Source organism: Oceanispirochaeta sp. (genome assembly GCF_027859075.1).
Taxonomy (GTDB): Bacteria; Spirochaetota; Spirochaetia; order DSM-2461; family DSM-2461; genus Oceanispirochaeta.
The window spans coordinates 1-18,624 of the sequence record NZ_JAQIBL010000132.1 but is presented as its reverse complement, the minus strand read 5'-3'; the positions used below and the strand labels follow the sequence as shown (position 1 = coordinate 18,624).

Here is an 18,624-nt window from a genome sequence, read left to right as displayed (position 1 = left end):
GATGAGAAGGAATTGATATATAGCTGGAAAAACCACACGCTGTTTTTGTTGATATGAAAGGAAAGAGGGAAAAAGTTGACAAGGCGGAACAATCCCTTATCTGCCGTTTTCCTGTACTGGAAAATCAGTTGAATCCATTTGGGAATATGCAGGGGGGAGTTATTTCTGCTGCCATAGACAATACCATCGGCCCTCTCAGCATGCTGGTTGCCAGTCCTAATGTGACAAGACATCTGGAAATTAAATACATAAAAGCGATCACACCGGTTATGAAAACGATTCTCGTGAAAGCCCGGCTGGTGGATCAGCAAAAGAGATTTCTGTTTTTTGAAGCTGTGGTCACAAATTCTGATGGAATGGTCTGTGCAACAGCCAAAGCCAAACATTTCATTTTCGTATAATTATAAAATCTGATAACCTGAGACATCATCCATGATCATGATTGTGATCGTGAGGAATATAAGATGTTTCCATTGACAATGGTATATTCAATATTCAAATTGTCATCAAAAACAGCTATATCAGCAGCCTTTCCAGGGATGAGTGATCCCAGTTCATTCTGTTTATTCAAAACAAGAGAAGGATTTTTTGTTGCCATCTGGATGGCCAGAGATTTATCGATGCCCATGTCCATCAGGTTTTTTATCCCCCGGTTCATCGTGAGGGAAGACCCCGCAATGACATCATCTGAAACTCTATAGAAAATCCCGTCTTTGAGATAGACTTTCTCATTATTGGCATACAAGTCACCTTCCTTCTGTCCTGTCGGTCTAAGCGAATCTGTAACAAGCAGGATCTTGTCTTTGGGTTTTACACTGAGCAGAAGCTTGATGAGAGCCGGATGAACATGGACTCCATCGCCGATAATCTCGCAGGAGACCTCCGGATGGATCATAATCGCCCCAACAACGCCGGGATCCCGATGGTGAAGCGCCCTCATAGCATTAAAAAAATGTGTTGAATGGACAATCCCCGCCTCCATCCCTTCCCTCATATTGTCATAGCTGGCATTGGAATGTCCTGCCGAAAGAACGATTCCCTTTTTTCTGCAGTATAATGCCAGGGATCTCATTCCTTTCAACTCGGGAGCAACGGTCATAATGGAGATAATGCCTTCTGAAGCATCCCAATATTTTTGCATCAGTTCCAGATCAACCTCTCTCATGTACTGAGGAAGTTGAACTCCCGTTTGTGATCTGGAAATAAAGGGTCCTTCAAGATGCATCCCCAGGATTTTTGCCCCCTCTTCATGGCCCATGGCATTGACAACATTCCGAATCGAATTCAGGAAAATCTTGTCATCCTGGGGGTACAATGTCGGACAGAAGGAAGTCACACCATATTGAATGAGAGATTTTGACATACCGAGAATTGAATCGGATGTTCCATCCAGAGTATCCATTCCATGGAGGCCATGAATATGAGTATCTACAAATCCCGAAGAAACATTTAAACCCTGAAGATCTATGACCCGGGTCTATGCGGGAAGAATCATTTGTTTGAATCTTTTATTGGAAAGAACGTCCTCAATCCGACCATCCTGAATAAGAACTGTCGATTCATCAAGGGAATTAATTCCTGTATAAACCTTAGCATTGTAAAGACAAAGCACAAATCACCCCTTAAATTTATCATATACAATTTTTATTGCTTTGATTATATGATTCTATCCCCATCTTCTTTTTACTAATATCCGGATTCTATTCCTTGATAGCCCCTGCAGCAACACTCTGGGTAATCTGCTTTCTGAATAATAGATAAAATGAGAACATGGGAACAAAGCCGATAACAAGGGCTGCAAACTGTTTTCCATAATCTGATGAGAGAGAACCTGAGAATCTAAAGATTCCCAGAGGCAGAGATTGGAGCTCTGTCTTAGAAACCAGAATGTTGATGAGGGCAAATTCGTTCCAGATCTTAGGGATATTGAGTATGGAAACGATGGTGATAATGGGTTTGGCCATGGGTAATATGATGGAGTGGAAAATCTGTTCATATTTGGCTCCGTCCATTCTTGAAGCTTCGATCAGCGATGCGGGTATGCTCTTTAAATACTCGGTACTCAGATAAATAGCCGTAGGCAAGGCCGAGCCGATATATATGAGGATCACTCCAAAACGGTTGTTATAGAACAAATGGAACTTATTAGATTTCATAATACCCAGGAGTTGAAAAAAATCTCCCAGGATTCTATCCAGTTGAGTCACTTCCAGAAACAAGGGAACCATCAATGACTGAATAGTTAGAAGAATGCCTATGATAAAGCTTGCATAAATTGGCTTTGTGGCCCTCGATTTGATTTTCGCAAAGGCAAAACCTGCCCGAAGAGAGAGCAGAATAATTCCGATTGTCGCAACCCCTGTATATAAAAAGGAATTGCCAATGAGCTGATCAAACTCACCTATTTTCCATGCACCAACATAGTTCTGAAGAGTCCAAACCTTGGGTAACCCTACCATATTGGAGCGAAACTCGACTGTTGTTTTAAAGGAATTCAATATAAGCCAGAAGATAGGATATATAGTCATAAGGGAGAAAAGGGTCATGATTACATAGGCACCTGCCTTGCCGATCGAATCCAGTGTATCGGCTATCACATTTCTGTGGGAATGATTCTGTACCATTTATTCTACTCCTCCCATTTTTTTCTCTACACCCTTTGTGATGGCTACAAGCAGGAAGCTGAAGACCACGATAGTCATGGAAATTGCATTGGCCAGGGGATAGTTGGGGGCTCCCATAAAGGCATTTTCGTACATATATATGGATAGAACCTGGGTAATACGCGCCGGCCCCCCTCCTGTCATGGCAAAAATAAGATCAAACCCGCTCAAAGAACCGGCAATGCAGAGAATAGAGGCATTCATGATAACCCCGGAGAGACTGGGAAGAATAATATGAATCAGCACTTCCCCTTCTGAGGCTCCGTCGATTGTGGCTGCTTCCAGGATTTGAGGACTGATTTTCTGCATATTCCCCAGAAAGAGAATCAAATACAGTCCTGTCCAGATCCAAAGGGTCACAAAGAGGATGGGAATCATGGCGATGTCCCTTTTGTTCAGAAAATCAGAAGACCATTTAGGAGAAAACAGATTGCAGAGGTCGCTTTTGAGAACATCCAGTTGATCCGGAGAGTATGTCAGAAGGAACTGTTTGAATTCTGCACTGGTGGAAAATGTCTGATCGACAATGGAGCCGCTGAGGGCATAGATTTTTTGAACAAGATTATCAGAAATGAGAAAACCCTTCTCCTGATTAAAAATCTGAGTGAGCTCTCTGGTATAAACATGGGAATGATATTTGTTGACAATCTCTGAAAGTGGTCCATAAGGAGAGAAAATCATACTCCACATGATCCCGATGACAATCACTGAGATGATGGCAGGCACATAAAGAACACCCTGCCAGAAATCTCCAAAGCGAACCGTTTTCCGGTATATAAGATACGCCAGAAAGAGCCCTAAAGGCAGTTGACCAAAGACTGAGATAATAACAACGTAAATATTATTCCTGAGTGCATACCAAAAGCTGGGATCTACAATAAGCTTGCTATACTGCTGAAATCCGGTAATTTTCCAGGCTTCTCCACCAAACATTTTACCACCATTGTAGTTGCTCAGAGAAAGAATGAAAGAGATGATGATTGGAAAGCCCATGACCAGAATGTAAATAGCAAATGCCGGTAGAACCATAATCCAATAGGCCTTACGTTCTTCCGCATTTTTACTCTTAATTTTTAAAGATCCCACATCTGTTTTCCTTGTTCATGAATATGAATAAAGCGGCGCCTCATACCATTGATGCGCCGCTGTATTAAAATTAAATTACTTTGAAGAAATCTGAGTGTCCATGGCTTCCTGAACGGCAGCAGCAACCTGAGCGGGAGTCTTCAGTCCCAATCCGATTTCCTGCAATCCACTGTTGATGACAGAGTAAACTGTAGAATCGAGAACTCCATCAAGAACATCGCTTGTGTTTCCAATAGAGTCATGGAAAGTCATCATCTTTGTAATGAATGGTTCCAGCTTGTCACTTGTAACATCATTACGGGATGTGATGTAACGGCCGACTTCCAGGTACTGTTTCTGAACATCTTTTGAGTATAGATACTTAACCAGACGGATGGCAGCAGCTTCTTTTTCAGAACCTTCGGGAATCGCTGTGGAGATTCCATATCCGCAGCCCAGGATTGCCGATGTTACACCGGGATTTTTCTCACCGGGTATAATGGGAAAGTTCATAAAGTTAAAATCATTTTCCTGAGCTTCCGGGCTGATGAGAGCCGTTCCCGAGGATGGATCGGTAATAAAAGCGTTCTGACGCCAGTCACCGTCAATATAAAATGCTGCTTTGCCGGCTGCAAAAAGAGCAGGAGCCTCACCGTAGGACACCTGAATGGTGTTTGGAGAAATCACTCCGTCCTGGTACATTGTCTGGATAAAAGTTAAAGCGTCAATGAACGCCTTATCGGTAAATTGAGCCTCACCCTTCTTTACACTTTCAATCCATTCGCTGTCCAGAAATCTTCCGGCAACTGTCGAAAAGAGACAGGACTGCATGACCCAGTCGTCTTTATTCGCCATCAGAATGGTTTGTATTCCTTTGGCCTTAAGCAGAGGAACCATGGCTTTAAGATCCGCATATGTTTCAGGGATTTTCAGACCCATATCATCTAATAACTTCGTATTCGTATACATGATGGATGAATAGGTGATGCTCTGGGGAAGCTCTGCCAGGTAAGGGCTGACCTGACCGGAAGGATCAATCGCAGCGGAAACAAAGTGAGATAAAAAATCATCTCCCAAGAGGGGAGCCAGGTCTTTAACGAGCTTCATTTCGTGAATCGTAGTGGAACGACCCGAAGGGTACATATACATGACATCAGGAATTGTCCCGGCAGCCACATAAGCAGCCATTTTCTGATGAAAGGCTTCGTTTGAGAGTTCTTCTTTGACGATAGAGATATCGGAATTACTGTCAGTAAATTCCTGCCATATCGCTTCATTCTCAGCATAGCCCGGGGCGGTAGCATCAATGTAATCAAGCACATTGAGAGTCACTTGATTCGCCTCTGCAGAATCGCTGCTTCCATTGGCAAAGATGGTACCGATTGCAAAGAATCCGACAATGACAATGGTGAGCCATTTCCTTAAAGATTTCATACGTTCTCCTCCTAAAAGAGATCTAAAGAGTATCAATGAGTACACTCACGGTGTACTTTAAAAAACAAATTAATGAGTTTTTATTCTTCAACTCATATCAGAGGGAAAGGTATCCGTAGAAAAAAGTCTGTGTGTAAACATCCCGGCAGCTCCGAAAGCAACAGCTTTTGCGCCCAGGGAGGAATAGTGAATTCCTACTTTCTTTTTTGTCGGATACATCCAGTATTTCTGAATTTTATCATCAAGAATTTGACAGAAATCAAAGTCACATTTTTCAATATCACCGCCAATAAAAACCTGACTCAAATCCAGAGTGTTCACCAGCATGGCTATGTTGCTTGATAATTCTGAGGCAAATCGATCCAATACAGATTGATCCGTGAGGATCTGACTCAGTTCCTCATTAGAGAGAGAAACCTGAAGACCGTTGTTTTCAGTACATAAAATACTGCGGAACTCACCGGCTGAAGAGCTGGATCCATAATGAACCTTTCCATTTAAAACAATTCCAAATCCTATTCCGACTCCGCCATATTCATCATGAGGAACAATGGCCTGTTTAAATTCGACTAAAACAAATAAGATATTATTGAGTTCATTATTTTTATGAAAAGCAAGTTCTCCCCAGGCGCAGCAATTTGCATTATTTTCCAGGATGAAAGGAGTATCAAGTTTTTCTGATATATTTTTAACAAAATTAAAGGATTCTGTAATCTTTAAGGGAACAGAGTATAGGATTGTACCATCTTTCTGATTAACAATCCCCCCTACTCCGATACCCACACCCAGGAGAACTCCCGTATGCTTACTGAGACGATTGCGAAACTCCCAATATATGAGTTGAATACTGAGGGCAAGGTTATCCTTTGTAATAGAGAGGAACTCTTCTTTTTCTTCAAGAAAATCACCAGCCAGGTTAACAGCGACAGCAGTATAATGTCCGCATTGTATGGCGATACCAATGATGATCCCGTAATTTTTGTTTACCATTAAAGGAATAGGCCGCCGTCCTCCAATGGGAGAGATGGAATCCTCTTCCATCTCTATGACGATTCCCTTTTTTATCAGCCTGTTCACTTCAATCGAGATAGTGGATTTATCTAGTTTTAATTTTTTGGAAAGATCAACACGGCTTAAATTCGGATGTTGCCAGAGAGTTTGACAGATTCTATTCTCATTTTTCACTTTATTCATCTTCCAACTCTCTCTACCCTAAAACTCGGTAATTTAATTGATTTTATCAACTATCACTCCTTTATACCACATTATAAAAATAGCTGTCAACGTAATTTTTCCATTCAAATCCTGAATTATGACTATTTGCAACAAAACAACTGTAACTTACTCTTAGTAAAAATAGATATATATTCTTACATTAAAACATTTTAATCATTATACTCAGATTACATATTAATTTTAAAAGAGTGTGGCTTTACAAAGTACTGGCTCTCATTCATTTTAGTTTAAATAATAGATAAACCCCAAGAAAACTAAAGGATTATGCCCTGTCTCTTTACAATTTTTAAGAGAATGAAGCTTTTTATCGTCTTGACATATCGATTTATCAATGCAATTGTTTGATAGTTGATTTTATCAACTAAAGAATGAATGGATTCTGGAGAAGAAAATGTCTAACTGCATGATTATCCCTACCTATTGGTCTACCCCCGAAATTATGTCATGGAATATTTTTGATCATCCAATATCTGTTGCTGAAGAGGGTTCTCTGGGACAGACCCTGGATAATTTGGAAAAAATGAATTATCCCGACCCGGTCATTCTCTTTCCTTCACCCATGAATTCCGTCATTGAAGCAAAAGTGAAGGCGATTACTGCCGAGCGGTCTATTGATATACGAATCTTCACAGATACCGATCTGAAACAGATAATTTCAGCTCTTAAAAAGAACGGGTTCCCTGAAGATTTGCTTCAGGCAGTCCATCTGGACAGCTATGGAGGAGTCCGGAATATCGGCCTCTTGTATGCAGCGATCCATGGGTTTGACAATGTGGTGATGATTGATGATGACGAATGCATCGATGAAAACTATCACTCAAAGGCTCTCCGCTACATGGGGACAGATTACAAAGGAACGGAAATCCTGGGTAAAACCGGCTGCGTCATTGATGAGGATGGCCGGAAATTCTACGATGGCCAAGCCTCCTATGTTTTGGAAAACTGGCCTAAAGATGCTCTTTTTAATGAAAATGTCAAAAAGGAGCTGGAAGCCGAGGACCCCCTTTCACCCTGCACCGTCGCTTTTGGGGGGAATATGGTGATCAACAGAAAAATGTTTCTTCAAGTTCCCTTTGATCCCTACGGAACCAGAGGCGAGGATGATGACTATGTTCTGAATGCCCGGTACTGCGGCCTTCCCTTTTTCTTTGATCAGGACTTGCTTCTCCTGCATCTTCCCCCCAAACGAAAAGGATCCTATTGGACCAGGCAGAGGCAGGATATTCTCCGATTCAAATACCTGAGGGAGAAGGTCCGTTTATTCGGTTTCGATCCTCAATCTCTGGGAACTTTTATTGAACACTTTACCCAGGATGATCTCGAGTATAAGGCTGTATCCTCCAGTGTTCTTGCGGCCCTTCACCATGTTGATATAGATAGAAACGAGTTTAATGAGTTTCTGAATAACGCCATCCTCAGCGAATCAATCTCAGCCGGGGCATATAGAGCCACCGCAGAGACCTTTATCCGGTTTCTCCATGCCTGGCAGGAAGTTGTGCCTCGTATTTAATGCCATGATCAAACACAGCCATTAGAGAGGAACTTATGAATAAGCAATCATTTCTTACGAATCTTCACAAACAAACACAAAATTTAAAATCTGAAGGCTTGTATAAAACAGAGACAATTATTACATCCTCCCAATCGAGCAATATCATGATTGAGGGCGTTCCCGTATTAAATTTCTGTGCCAATAACTATCTTGGTCTGGCAAATCATCCGGATCTTATCGCAGCTGGACAAGAGGGCCTGGAAAAGTATGGCTTTGGCGTGGCATCCGTTCGTTTTATCTGCGGGACACAAGACATCCATCAGGAACTGGAATCAAAAATCAGTGATTTTCTAAGCACTGAAGAGACCATCCTGTATTCTTCATGCTATGACGCCAATGGCGGACTATTTGAAACCATTCTCACATCAGATGATGCCGTTATTTCTGATGCCTTAAATCATGCCTCGATTATAGATGGAGTCCGCCTTTGCAAAGCAAAACGTTATAGATATGAGAATAATAATATCCTTGATTTGGAAGAACAGCTCAAGCAGGCCGATGCTGCCGGGGCCAGGGTTAAACTCATCGCAACAGATGGTGTATTTTCTATGGATGGAGTCATTGCCGATCTTAAACAAATTTGCGATTTAGCAGATAAATACAAGGCCCTGGTCATGGTAGACGACAGCCATGCCGTCGGACTCCTGGGTAAAAAAGGAAGGGGCACAGCTGAATACTGTGATGTCCTGGGCAGGATCGATATTCTGACAGGCACCCTGGGCAAGGCACTCGGTGGAGCTTCGGGAGGATATATTTCAGGAAGAAAGGAAATTATCGATTGGCTCAGACAGAGATCCCGGCCCTATCTATTCTCAAACAGCCTGTCACCATCCATCACCTTTGCCTCCATTCAAGCCATAGAGATCCTGAAAAATGGGGATCATATAAGAGAAAAACTCTGGGAGAATGTTTCTTATTTTCGAAAGATGATGACCGCAGCTGGTTTTGATTTGGCCGGTAAAGATCATGCCATTATTCCCATCATGCTTGGTAATGCTAAAGTCGCCGCAAAAATGGCAGAGCAAATGATATTAAAACAAATCCATGTTGTCGGTTTTTCCTTTCCTGTGGTTCCCAAAGAGAAGGCAAGGATTCGTGTCCAGATATCTGCGGCCCATACAAAAGAGCAATTGGATAAGGCGATTACTGCCTTTATTACAATTGGACAGGAAATGGCAATTATCTAGACAAGAGGATGTAAAATGAAAGCTTTATCAAAGATGTTCCCCCAGGAGGGAATTTGGCAGACTGAAGTTAAAATGCCTGAAATGGGCTATAACGATGTGTTGATCAAAATAAAGAAAACCGCAATTTGCGGGACTGATGTCCATATCTATAAATGGAACGACTGGGCTCAAAAGACAATTGCTGTTCCCATGGTGATAGGGCACGAATATTTTGGAGAAATTGCTGATTTCGGCGCGGGCGTAAAAAACTTTGCTCTGGGCGATCGGGTATCGGGAGAAGGACACATAACCTGTGGTTTTTGCCGGAACTGCCGGGCGGGGCGCATACACCTTTGCCGCAATACAATAGGTGTAGGCGTAAATCGTACGGGAGCATTTGCAGAATATCTGGTCATCCCGGCATACAATGCCTTTAAAATCCCCGACAATATCCCAGGCAGACTCGCCGCAATTTTCGATCCCTTCGGGAATGCTGTTCATACAGCATTATCCTTCAATATGGCTGGTGAAGATGTACTGATTACTGGAGCTGGACCAATAGGGATAATGGCGGCGGCCGTATCAAGGCATGTGGGAGCCCGGCATATCGTCATTACAGATGTAAACCCCTATCGTTTAAACCTGGCTGAAAAAATGGGTGTGACCTGTGCCATTGATACCAGCAAGCAAAGATTAAAACAGGTCATACAAGAACTGGGTATGACAGAAGGATTTGATATCGGCCTCGAGATGTCCGGAAATCCTTCGGCGTTTCACAATATGCTCGAGGTGATGAACAACGGGGGAAAGATCGGCATGCTTGGAATCCCTTCAAAAAATATGGCGATCAACTGGGATGAGGTCATTTTCAAGGGGCTCATGATTAAAGGTCTCTATGGACGTGAAATGTTTGAAACATGGTACAAAATGGCAAGTTTTGTTCAGTCAGGATTAGACCTCACTCCCATCATCACTCATGAAATGTCTGTTGATGACTACAAGGAAGGTTTTGAAATCATGTGTTCCGGCCATTCGGGTAAAGTGATTTTAGACTGGGAGTCATAGCTTCCTAAGTCAATTCCTCGACTCATCATTTGACTCCTGATGAGGAACGTACGGAAATATAAGATGATGTTTACTCACGTTTGATTAGAATGATAATTTTATCTGCCTGGATAAGGATACGGTAACACTGTTTATAGAATCAGCGGCTCTTCCCGGCGACTTATGCATATACACTGATATCTTCTTCAGGTTTCCCGATATAATAGCCCTGGGCAAAGTCTATTCCCAGTTCTTTCACCTTTTGATAAATCTTCTCGGTAGCCACAAACTCAGCGATGGTCTGTATTCCCAGATCACGTGAGAATTTCACGATTGTACTGATAAGGATACGGGCGTTTTTATCTTCAAGAACATTTTTAATCAGGGTTGCATCGATCTTCAGAAAATCAAAATTCATTCTCAGAATAAAATCAAAGTTGGAATACCCTGTACCGAAATCATCTATGGCAATTAGACAGTTATATCTCTTTATTCTTTTTAGAAAACAGAGGACTTCGGGGTTGTTTTCAATCCTCTCTGTTTCAAGGAACTCAAAGATCACCCGGTGTCCGATACCATACCGTTCAAGCTCGGAATAAATATGGGATGTGGTTTCATCATTTATAATGTCTTCCAGACAAAGGTTGATGGAAAAAGAATAATCATTGTCTTTAAAGAACTCGAAAGACTTGCTCACCATGATTCTGGTGAGAAAGGGATACTTCTTTGACCGCATGGAAATATTCAGAAACTGGTCGGGTGTTAGAATCTCATTATCATCTACCAACCTGATCAGACATTCAAACTTACTGACTCTATTTTCTTCTATATTATAAATGGGTTGGAAATAAGGAATAAAGCTGTTATTTTCAATTCCCTTTTGAATTCTATACAGCTGATTGATATTGTCTTCATACCTTTTTGATATTTCCATCTCAGAGTTATAGATGCAGTAGCCAATCTTCAGGCTCTTAGATAACTTCAGAGAGATATCAGTGGTGGCCAGTAAATCATGACAATCTGAGATCCCAATGGAAACAGTCACAATGATTGCCGTCTTTTCAATCGTAATATCCGTATTCACCAGGGAATAAATCTTTTCGGCTATATTAACTGCGGTCTGCAAATCTTTCTTCCCGGAAATCAGGAGAGCAAATTCATCTGCATGCAGCCTGTAAAGGGTTACTCCGGATATCATCCGGAAAGTATCCAGTCTGCGAGCTATTTCTCCGAGAACCGTGTCACCACCTGCAATACCGATGAAATTATTGATCTCCTTAAAATCATCTATATTCACCAGAATCAAGGTATTCTCCCTCCGCCTGGAGATATCCTGGATCAGCTTTCTTCTATTAGGCAGAGAGGTTAAGGCATCTCTGAAGTACTGGATGAAAATGGTTCCTTCTTTCTTTTCTATAGACATTTGGTATATAAAGGTCAATAAGGTGATGACAGAGAAAACCGCAGCTCCCTCAATATAGGCTCCCGGTGAAATGGCTGGTGTAATATGCATTTTGAACCGGAAGTAGGAGATCCCCAGAGACACTAGAATCAACGAGACAGAATACACTGTCCCCCAGATGAGCCTCTGGGTATAAAAGGCAATAAGGGGGAGAATGAAAAGCCATGCCAGTGCTATTTCCCGCTCGGTTCCCAGGATCTGGAAGGAGAGGAGAATAAGGGTAAGAACGATCAAACTGCTTAAGAATACTTTTCCCGTATTCCTGAATAAAAGAAGATGAATGCTGAAGAGAGAAATAAGGCCTGCCCCGAAGATGCAGACAAACCCCATGGCCGGACTGTTCCTAACGGTTAGATTCAGATATCCGTTTACAAAGATGATAAGAATTCCAATGATCATAATTCCCAGGATCTGCTTTATCAGAACATCATCGACCGGAGGCCTTTCTATTTTCTTCATGTATTATTTTATCCATCCATTTTTCAATATATAAAGGCCACTATAGCTTTTTTATAGTAAATAGAACATTTTGCTACCATGAAATTCTTCGATGAGATTTTCAGAGCTCCTTCCTGAGAGTCCTTTTTATTTGTGTTCATAATACAAGCGAAACTCCAACAAGAAAAGCATTTCTCTTTTTATTTTGGGAATCACTCCTCATGGTCGGCCGCTGCCTATGCGGGCTTTGACCATGATGCAGAAGGGCATATAAAGGCAGCAATTTGAATCTGTCAGATTGGATAGAAGATTAAACCCGTCTGCTCCAGGAACGTGTTTAGGACCGAATCAGTGGAAACACTCTTGTCTATAATTTAATGAGTTCTTCCAGTAAAGGTCTTAACACCTTTATTTTATTAATATCCTGTTCAATATTTTCTACAACACTCATGCCGACAACATTCATACTTTTAATTATAAGCTGAACAGATCGAACTAAATCATTTATTGACATTCCGTTTTTAACAGGACACTTAACATTTTTATATTCTTGGGGATCGATAACGTCCAAATCAATATGGATATAGGCCTGAGTCTTTTGTGAAATATGATTATTGAGTGCCCTCCAATAATCATTGTCCAATCCAATAACATGCATATTGCTCTCAGTAATATAGGCTTGTTCCGGGTCATCCAGATCTCTTGATCCAATGAGATGAACATTTTTACATGGTATGGTCTTAAAAATATCCCCGATTGTATTCCTTTGCTGCTCTGTAATAAACCGCAATGGCATACCATGGAAATATTTACTGGGCGATGATTGGGGTGAATTTAAATCTCCATGAGCATCAAACCAAAAAACCTGCAGGTTTGAATACTTTCCTGATAGATATGAGACGATGGGGACTTCAATACCGCAACCGCCCCCGAGTGTCGCTAATTTGTCGGGATTATGATGTTCCAGATTGTCCTTAATCCTGAGTAATTGATCGGCAATGACCGCATATCCATATATGTCATTTTCGAGTTTAATTACTGAAACCGGATCAATCAATACTTCGTATATCTGGTTCTCTGAGAGTGAAGCAAAATATTTTTTCAGAGCCTGTGATCCGTCATATAATTCATTTGTTTTGTCAGAATCCTGCCATTGAGGCGCAAATAAATATTCTTTTTCCATGTTTTCCTTTTTCAACTCATCATTAAAGCCTTCTTTCCATCACCGATCAACAGAAGGAAGCATCCTCTATTATCACTTTTGTATTTTATTTTCTGATATAATATATTCCATAGTAATGGCATGATAATCAAGGATTGAGCATCAAGGAGCAGGACATGAAGCCCATGGAAGAGAATCTGAAAGATCTTTTTATGAAATACACTACAGACGGGAGGATTCCCGGTATTTCGGCACAGGTTGTGCAGAGAGGGGAGACACTGGCCCATGTGGTGACCGGTCTCGCCGATAAAGAGGCAGGCAAGGTATTGAAAGAGGATGCACTGTTCCGGATTTACTCTATGAGCAAGGTCATTACCATCCTGGGGGCCATGCAGCTTTTTGAGAAGGGTCTTTTTACACTGGAGACTCCCCTCTCCGACTTTATTCCTTCCTTCCGGCGGATGAATGTAATTACCGGATACGATCAGGACATCCCCCTCCTGAAACCGGCGGTCCAGCCTATCCTGATGAAGCATCTGCTCACGATGACCAGCGGCATACCCTATGGATTCAATCCGGGGTCCCTCCCTGCAGACCGGTTCCTGCTGAACCGCATAGGGGAGGCAGAAAAGGAGAAATCAGCCCCTCAGGGGAGTCTGAATACCCGGGATTATATAGAGGCCCTTGCGGGCACGGCTTTGGCCTTCGAACCGGGGGATGATTTTCTCTACGGTTACAATCACGACATTCTGGGCCGGGTGATCGAGGTTCTCTCAGGGGAGAGTTTCGGTTCATATCTGAAGAAAAACATTTTCGATCCTCTGGAGATGAAAGAGACCACCTTTCTGCCTGACAAGGAGCAGGCGGAACGGCTTGTTCCCTTATACAGAACTGTGAAGGCGGGAGAAGCCCCGGTCCGAGTTGCTCAGGATGATCCCCTGACAAGCTTCCTTTTTAAGAAAGGCGGATTTGAGTCGGGCGGCGGGGGACTGATATCCTCTCTGGGGGATTACTCCCGGTACTGCGAGGCTCTTTTAAAGGAAGGGTCATTCGATGGGCACAGGATTATAGGGCGGAAGACTCTAAATCTGATCAACCGGAACCATCTGACCGGGAAGGCCCTGGCGACCATGTCCGGGGACGGCTACGGTTACGGCCTGGGCGTGAGGGTGATGATGAATCCCTCTCTGGCGGGGATTCCAGGAAGCAGGGGAGAATACGGCTGGAGCGGTGCGGCAGCAACCTGGATGTGCATTGACCCGGCGGAAGAGCTCTATGCAGTGATGATGCTGCAGCTGGCGGACTGTCCCTACCCTCTGCAGCGCGAGTTTGCCCAGATTTTGTACGGAGCCCTTGCTTAAGGAAGTAACTATTTCTGCTTCAGATTTTTACTCCTGATAGCCTGAAAAATGGAATCTTTTTTTTCTGCGGAGGAATACACGTCCTTCAAGGAGAAGCTGGAAGGTTTTTTAAAAGTGAATATTAGAATTCAACTCTATTCCGCCCATTGCTTTTTGCTTTGTATAGAGCCTCATCCGCAAAACCAACGACTTGATTAATTTCTTCAATTTCAAAGTTATGAATAGTATGAACACCAAGACTAATAGTTACATATTTTGATATTTCTGATTTTGAATGTTCAATCTCTAATTCAATTATGGATTTCCTCATTTTATTAGCAAGGTTACCGGCACCATGTTCATTTGTATCTTCTAATAGAACCACAAACTCTTCACCACCATAACGAGCCAGAATATCTGTTGCTCGACTCATCACGTCCTGAAGAGCTTTTGCCACTCTTATTAAACATTCGTCTCCAGAAACGTGACCATACTGATCATTATAAAGCTTAAAGAAATCAATATCTATCATAATAATTGATAAACTTTGTTTTTGTCTTTGTGCACGATAATACTTCTCAATCAATGCTTGATCGAAATATCTACGATTAGAAATCCCGGTCAATCCATCTGTAATGGACGATTCAATGGCAATGTTTTTTTCTTTTTCTAATTCTGACAAAAGAAGTAAAATCCGATCTTCCTTTTTTCTTAACTCTTCAAAAATAATGACTAATGGGTTCCGAACATTGACTAACAATATTGATTTATAAATAAAATAGAAGGAAATCAACTTTAAAAAATGTCCCATTACATTTAATAATCCATAATTATCCATATATAATGTAAAGGATAATTCACTCAAAATTGTAATAATAATTGAAAATGATAAATATGTATTTATAACCTCATTATCAAGAAAATATTTGGTTCTCAGCATATAAAGGGAAACTCCCAATATTATACAAATAATATACTCGGAAATAATCTTAAATTCTGTCTGTCCCTTTCCCAGAATAAAACAGGCAGGAAATATTTTAAAGTAAAATATTGTCAATAATACTGTGATAAATGCTAATAGATACAAGGACGCTATTTTATAAAATCCTATAGATACACGTTTAGAGTAAATCAAGAACAGAAAGATGGTTATGCTCTCAAATATTCTTGCACATATCCAAAGCTGGTTTGCATAAAAGATATCTGATTCAAATAAATTCATCCCTTGATATGTTAATGTATGTAAAAGATCTAAAATCGCTACAGCTAAATACCCAAGACCTAACAATGAAAATGCATTCTTTTATTTTTTAAAAGTAAGGGTTGATAAAATAAAAACACAACAAGAGATTGTAATGCTGAATATTTCAATGGAAGCATGAAAAAGCAGGTATTTATATCTACTCAAATAATATAGTCCACTAAACAATATCAGGACTGTTGAAATGAATAATAAATTTATAGAAGAAAAGTAGCTTTTCCCATTCAAACTCTGAATTTTCATGCTCGGCACATCCTTTTCTACAATTCTAATTATACTCCTATAGCCTGAAGTGTCAATTTAATGCCAGTTTCACCGGTAAACTCACAATAGTTAGATGATTGATGAATTTCCAAAAAATGGAACTTTAGTTCTGCAGAAGCTAAAAACGTTCCGGAGCAGTCCTTTATTATTTACTATTTTTAGTCAGACTATCCTCTGGATGAAGGACTGTAATAGGCTCGGTAAATAATTTTGAATTGGGGATCAGCATCTTATTCCCTTCGCTGATTAATTCCGTATATCTCAGGTCAATAGAAACAACGATGCCCTCATATCCAGCGACTTTTATGGTATTTCCAATCTTAAAAGGTCGGTACAACAGGATCAGGACACCCGAAAGGATATTCGAAATAATGTCTTTTAGTGCAAAACCTAATGCAAACCCTGTCAATCCCAACCCTGCTACAAGGGCAGAGACATTAATACCTAAGGTTCCGAGGATTGTAACAAAGCCAAATATTATCATTGTTGTACTGCTTGTGCGGGTAATGAGGGATGTAAGATGAATATCAAGCTTGAACCGCCTACAACCTTTAGTAATGACACTTTTAAGTATTTTCGAAAGCACAAAAAAACAGAGGATAATCACGATTACGCCGATGACTCTCGGAACCCAGAGAGTCGTTTCATCAAGGAACTTTTTGATTATATTTTCCATAAATCATTAGCCTCTGAATGTGACCCGCAAAAAATGTAGTATACATTTTTGATACATCATAGCGGGTTGATTCGTCTAAAAGCTTATTCTCCAATTTTTTTGATTTCTTTTCACTTAAACTATTCAATCTATTCAAATTTCTATTCTTTTAAAAAATCAGGGCTACCAAGCATTATTCAATAATAGTATCATATAATATACCATTCACAAGGTTTAATATGGAATCTGAAACGGTGTTTATTGACCAGTATTTGTTCCCGCATCAAATATTGGACTTTATCCTGAAGAATAGTTTCTGTTGCTACGGTCTGTGACTCCCGGGATTAGAACAATTTAATACTGGTTGACTCTCAGGACTGCTCGGATTCGTGTTTGTTATGGTTCGGGCATACAGCCCAAAGGAAAATTAAATGGCTGACTTAGTTTCATTGAGCCTGGCACCACAGGGTGGCTGGGGTATCGGTAAAGGGAATCCTTTGGATCCGAAAGATCTTGCTGCAGAAATAGCGGCCTGTGCAGTACAGGGAGCTGCCATTGTACATTTCCATTCCCGCAGCACAAGCGGAGCATTGTCAGCAGATATCGGAGTATTTCAGGAATCGGTTCATCTTATCTCCAAAGAGACACATATCTGCATTGAAGCAAGTTCCGGGGGCCTTTCTAACCTGGATGACGACGAGCGAATCCGCCCGGCTTCTGCGCAACAGGCAGATCTTGCATCACTTAATCTTGGTTCATTGAATTTTGGAGAAGAAGTTTATCAAAACAGCCTTCAGTCCATCAGATATTGGATCAGCCAGCTTAAAAAATGGAATGTCCATCCTTCCCTTGAAATATTCGATACAGGGAATATCGAAACTGCCAGATATCTCATTGATCAAGGATTATTAGATCCTCCCTTCAATTTTTCATTTATATTTAACTGCCGATGGGGAATGATCTACTCCAGAAATTTACTGCAGTATCTGATAAGCCGGCTTCCAAAGCAAAGCAATTGGGGTGTGATTTTTGTGGGCAATACGGATTTCAGTCAGCATCTGGAAGCATTGGACCTGGGTGCTCAGATCATTCGAGTGGGATTTGAAGACAGTAATATCCTCAATGGCAGGGAAGCACTCCGGAATCGCGACCTTGTGGCGGGATTGAAACTAGAATTGGAACACAGCGGATATAGGTTCAGAAGCATAGAAGAAACCAAAAGAATGCTCCTCCAGGCGGTGTAAGATACTGTGTAAAACAAGCACTACTTCAAGAGTACATCAGTTCTCTTGAAGTCTGTTGTAGGGATCATTAGATTGCCTTTATCATTACTGATTCTATCTCCAGGAACATTTTTCCAATGTTACGGTTCCCTGTAATAATGACCGAGTTCAATTCTTCAGGAGTCATTTTTATTCCCGAAAAGACCTTCCAGGCAACATTATTACTGATAGATATAGCTGCTGTAGTTTTCTTGTCATCCAGAACTTCAAGAAAGCCATAAGAATTATTAAAAATATAATGATTCTCAGCGATTTTAATTTGGACTTGTATTTCTTCATTTACATTCTTATATGTCCGGTTCAGCGCCAATAAACATATTTTATAGAATAGTGATAAATATTCTGAATCAAAGGTGAACCCGTTATCCAGGGCTTTAAATATCTGTGTGGCATGCATCCAGAGCTCCGTATATTCTCTTGCAATATCCAGCCACCAGGGAGAAATATCATCACTATACCATTTTACATTATGCATTGCTGGATTATCCAATGTTTCAATGTTATCAAAAATCGAAAGCATCTTTTCGTATGAAAAACTGAAGAGATCCAATAGTGTGGTTTTATCAAGAGTCTTTAGTACGTCTACCCATCTGTTGTTA

Annotated in this window: 16 protein-coding genes; 6 read left to right on the top strand and 10 right to left on the bottom strand. The window is 41.0% G+C overall.

What is annotated here, in order from left to right:
• Positions 1-53 precede the first annotated feature (53 nt).
• A complete protein-coding gene (locus PF479_RS07605; RefSeq protein ID WP_298004416.1) occupies positions 54-401 on the top strand; it encodes a PaaI family thioesterase in 348 nt (115 codons plus the stop codon).
• Between the two features lie 35 nt (positions 402-436).
• On the opposite strand, the gene nagA is transcribed toward PF479_RS07605, so the two are convergent.
• From nagA to PF479_RS07580, 5 genes are all read right to left on the bottom strand, one after another.
• A complete protein-coding gene (nagA, locus tag PF479_RS07600) occupies positions 437-1,468 on the bottom strand; it encodes an N-acetylglucosamine-6-phosphate deacetylase (RefSeq protein WP_367277212.1) in 1,032 nt (343 codons plus the stop codon).
• 232 nt (positions 1,469-1,700) lie between these two features.
• The gene (locus PF479_RS07595) at positions 1,701-2,624 is read right to left on the bottom strand and encodes a carbohydrate ABC transporter permease (protein ID WP_298004413.1); all 924 of its coding nucleotides are present in this window, start codon (positions 2,622-2,624) and stop codon (positions 1,701-1,703) included.
• A complete protein-coding gene (locus tag PF479_RS07590) occupies positions 2,625-3,749 on the bottom strand; it encodes a carbohydrate ABC transporter permease (protein WP_298004410.1) in 1,125 nt (374 codons plus the stop codon).
• 75 nt (positions 3,750-3,824) lie between these two features.
• Positions 3,825-5,162, bottom strand: coding sequence for an ABC transporter substrate-binding protein (locus PF479_RS07585; protein ID WP_298004407.1), 1,338 nt, complete (start codon positions 5,160-5,162; stop codon positions 3,825-3,827).
• Positions 5,163-5,249: 87 nt separating this feature from the next.
• A complete protein-coding gene (locus tag PF479_RS07580; protein ID WP_298004404.1) occupies positions 5,250-6,356 on the bottom strand; it encodes an ROK family transcriptional regulator in 1,107 nt (368 codons plus the stop codon).
• Between the two features lie 433 nt (positions 6,357-6,789).
• On the opposite strand from PF479_RS07580, the gene PF479_RS07575 reads away from it, so the two are divergent.
• The 3 genes from PF479_RS07575 to tdh are packed head-to-tail and all read left to right on the top strand — an operon-like array spanning position 6,790 to position 10,181.
• On the top strand, positions 6,790-7,908 hold the full coding sequence (locus PF479_RS07575; RefSeq protein ID WP_298004402.1) for a hypothetical protein: 1,119 nt from the start codon (positions 6,790-6,792) through the stop codon (positions 7,906-7,908).
• A 35-nt stretch (positions 7,909-7,943) separates the two neighbouring features.
• On the top strand, positions 7,944-9,137 hold the full coding sequence (locus tag PF479_RS07570; protein ID WP_298004399.1) for a glycine C-acetyltransferase: 1,194 nt from the start codon (positions 7,944-7,946) through the stop codon (positions 9,135-9,137).
• Between the two features lie 15 nt (positions 9,138-9,152).
• Positions 9,153-10,181 (top strand): L-threonine 3-dehydrogenase, encoded by a 1,029-nt coding sequence (tdh, locus tag PF479_RS07565; RefSeq protein WP_298004396.1) that lies wholly within the window; start codon positions 9,153-9,155, stop codon positions 10,179-10,181.
• Between the two features lie 160 nt (positions 10,182-10,341).
• Here tdh and PF479_RS07560 read toward each other — a convergent pair whose 3' ends face one another.
• Together PF479_RS07560 and PF479_RS07555 are read right to left on the bottom strand one after the other, a co-directional pair.
• Entirely contained in the window at positions 10,342-12,081 is a 1,740-nt protein-coding gene (locus PF479_RS07560; RefSeq protein WP_298004394.1) for a bifunctional diguanylate cyclase/phosphodiesterase, read from the bottom strand.
• 346 nt (positions 12,082-12,427) lie between these two features.
• The gene (locus tag PF479_RS07555; RefSeq protein ID WP_298004391.1) at positions 12,428-13,243 is read right to left on the bottom strand and encodes an arginase family protein; all 816 of its coding nucleotides are present in this window, start codon (positions 13,241-13,243) and stop codon (positions 12,428-12,430) included.
• Positions 13,244-13,398: 155 nt separating this feature from the next.
• Here PF479_RS07555 and PF479_RS07550 point away from each other — a divergent pair, with 155 nt between their 5' ends.
• Positions 13,399-14,583 (top strand): serine hydrolase, encoded by a 1,185-nt coding sequence (locus tag PF479_RS07550; RefSeq protein WP_298004389.1) that lies wholly within the window; start codon positions 13,399-13,401, stop codon positions 14,581-14,583.
• Positions 14,584-14,704: 121 nt separating this feature from the next.
• Here PF479_RS07550 and PF479_RS07545 read toward each other — a convergent pair whose 3' ends face one another.
• Both PF479_RS07545 and PF479_RS07540 read right to left on the bottom strand, forming a co-directional pair.
• Positions 14,705-15,850: an MASE3 domain-containing protein gene (locus PF479_RS07545; RefSeq protein WP_298004386.1), complete on the bottom strand. Its 1,146-nt coding sequence runs from the start codon at positions 15,848-15,850 to the stop codon at positions 14,705-14,707.
• A 382-nt stretch (positions 15,851-16,232) separates the two neighbouring features.
• Positions 16,233-16,763 carry a mechanosensitive ion channel domain-containing protein gene (locus tag PF479_RS07540; RefSeq protein ID WP_298004383.1) on the bottom strand — a complete coding sequence of 177 codons (531 nt, stop codon included), beginning with the start codon at positions 16,761-16,763 and terminating at the stop codon, positions 16,233-16,235.
• A 410-nt stretch (positions 16,764-17,173) separates the two neighbouring features.
• Between PF479_RS07540 and PF479_RS07535 the strand changes: the two genes are divergently transcribed.
• Entirely contained in the window at positions 17,174-17,986 is an 813-nt protein-coding gene (locus tag PF479_RS07535) for a 3-keto-5-aminohexanoate cleavage protein (RefSeq protein WP_298004380.1), read from the top strand.
• 67 nt (positions 17,987-18,053) lie between these two features.
• Here PF479_RS07535 and PF479_RS07530 read toward each other — a convergent pair.
• Positions 18,054-18,624: hypothetical protein (locus PF479_RS07530; RefSeq protein ID WP_298004378.1), on the bottom strand; the 571-nt coding region annotated here is incomplete at its 5' end.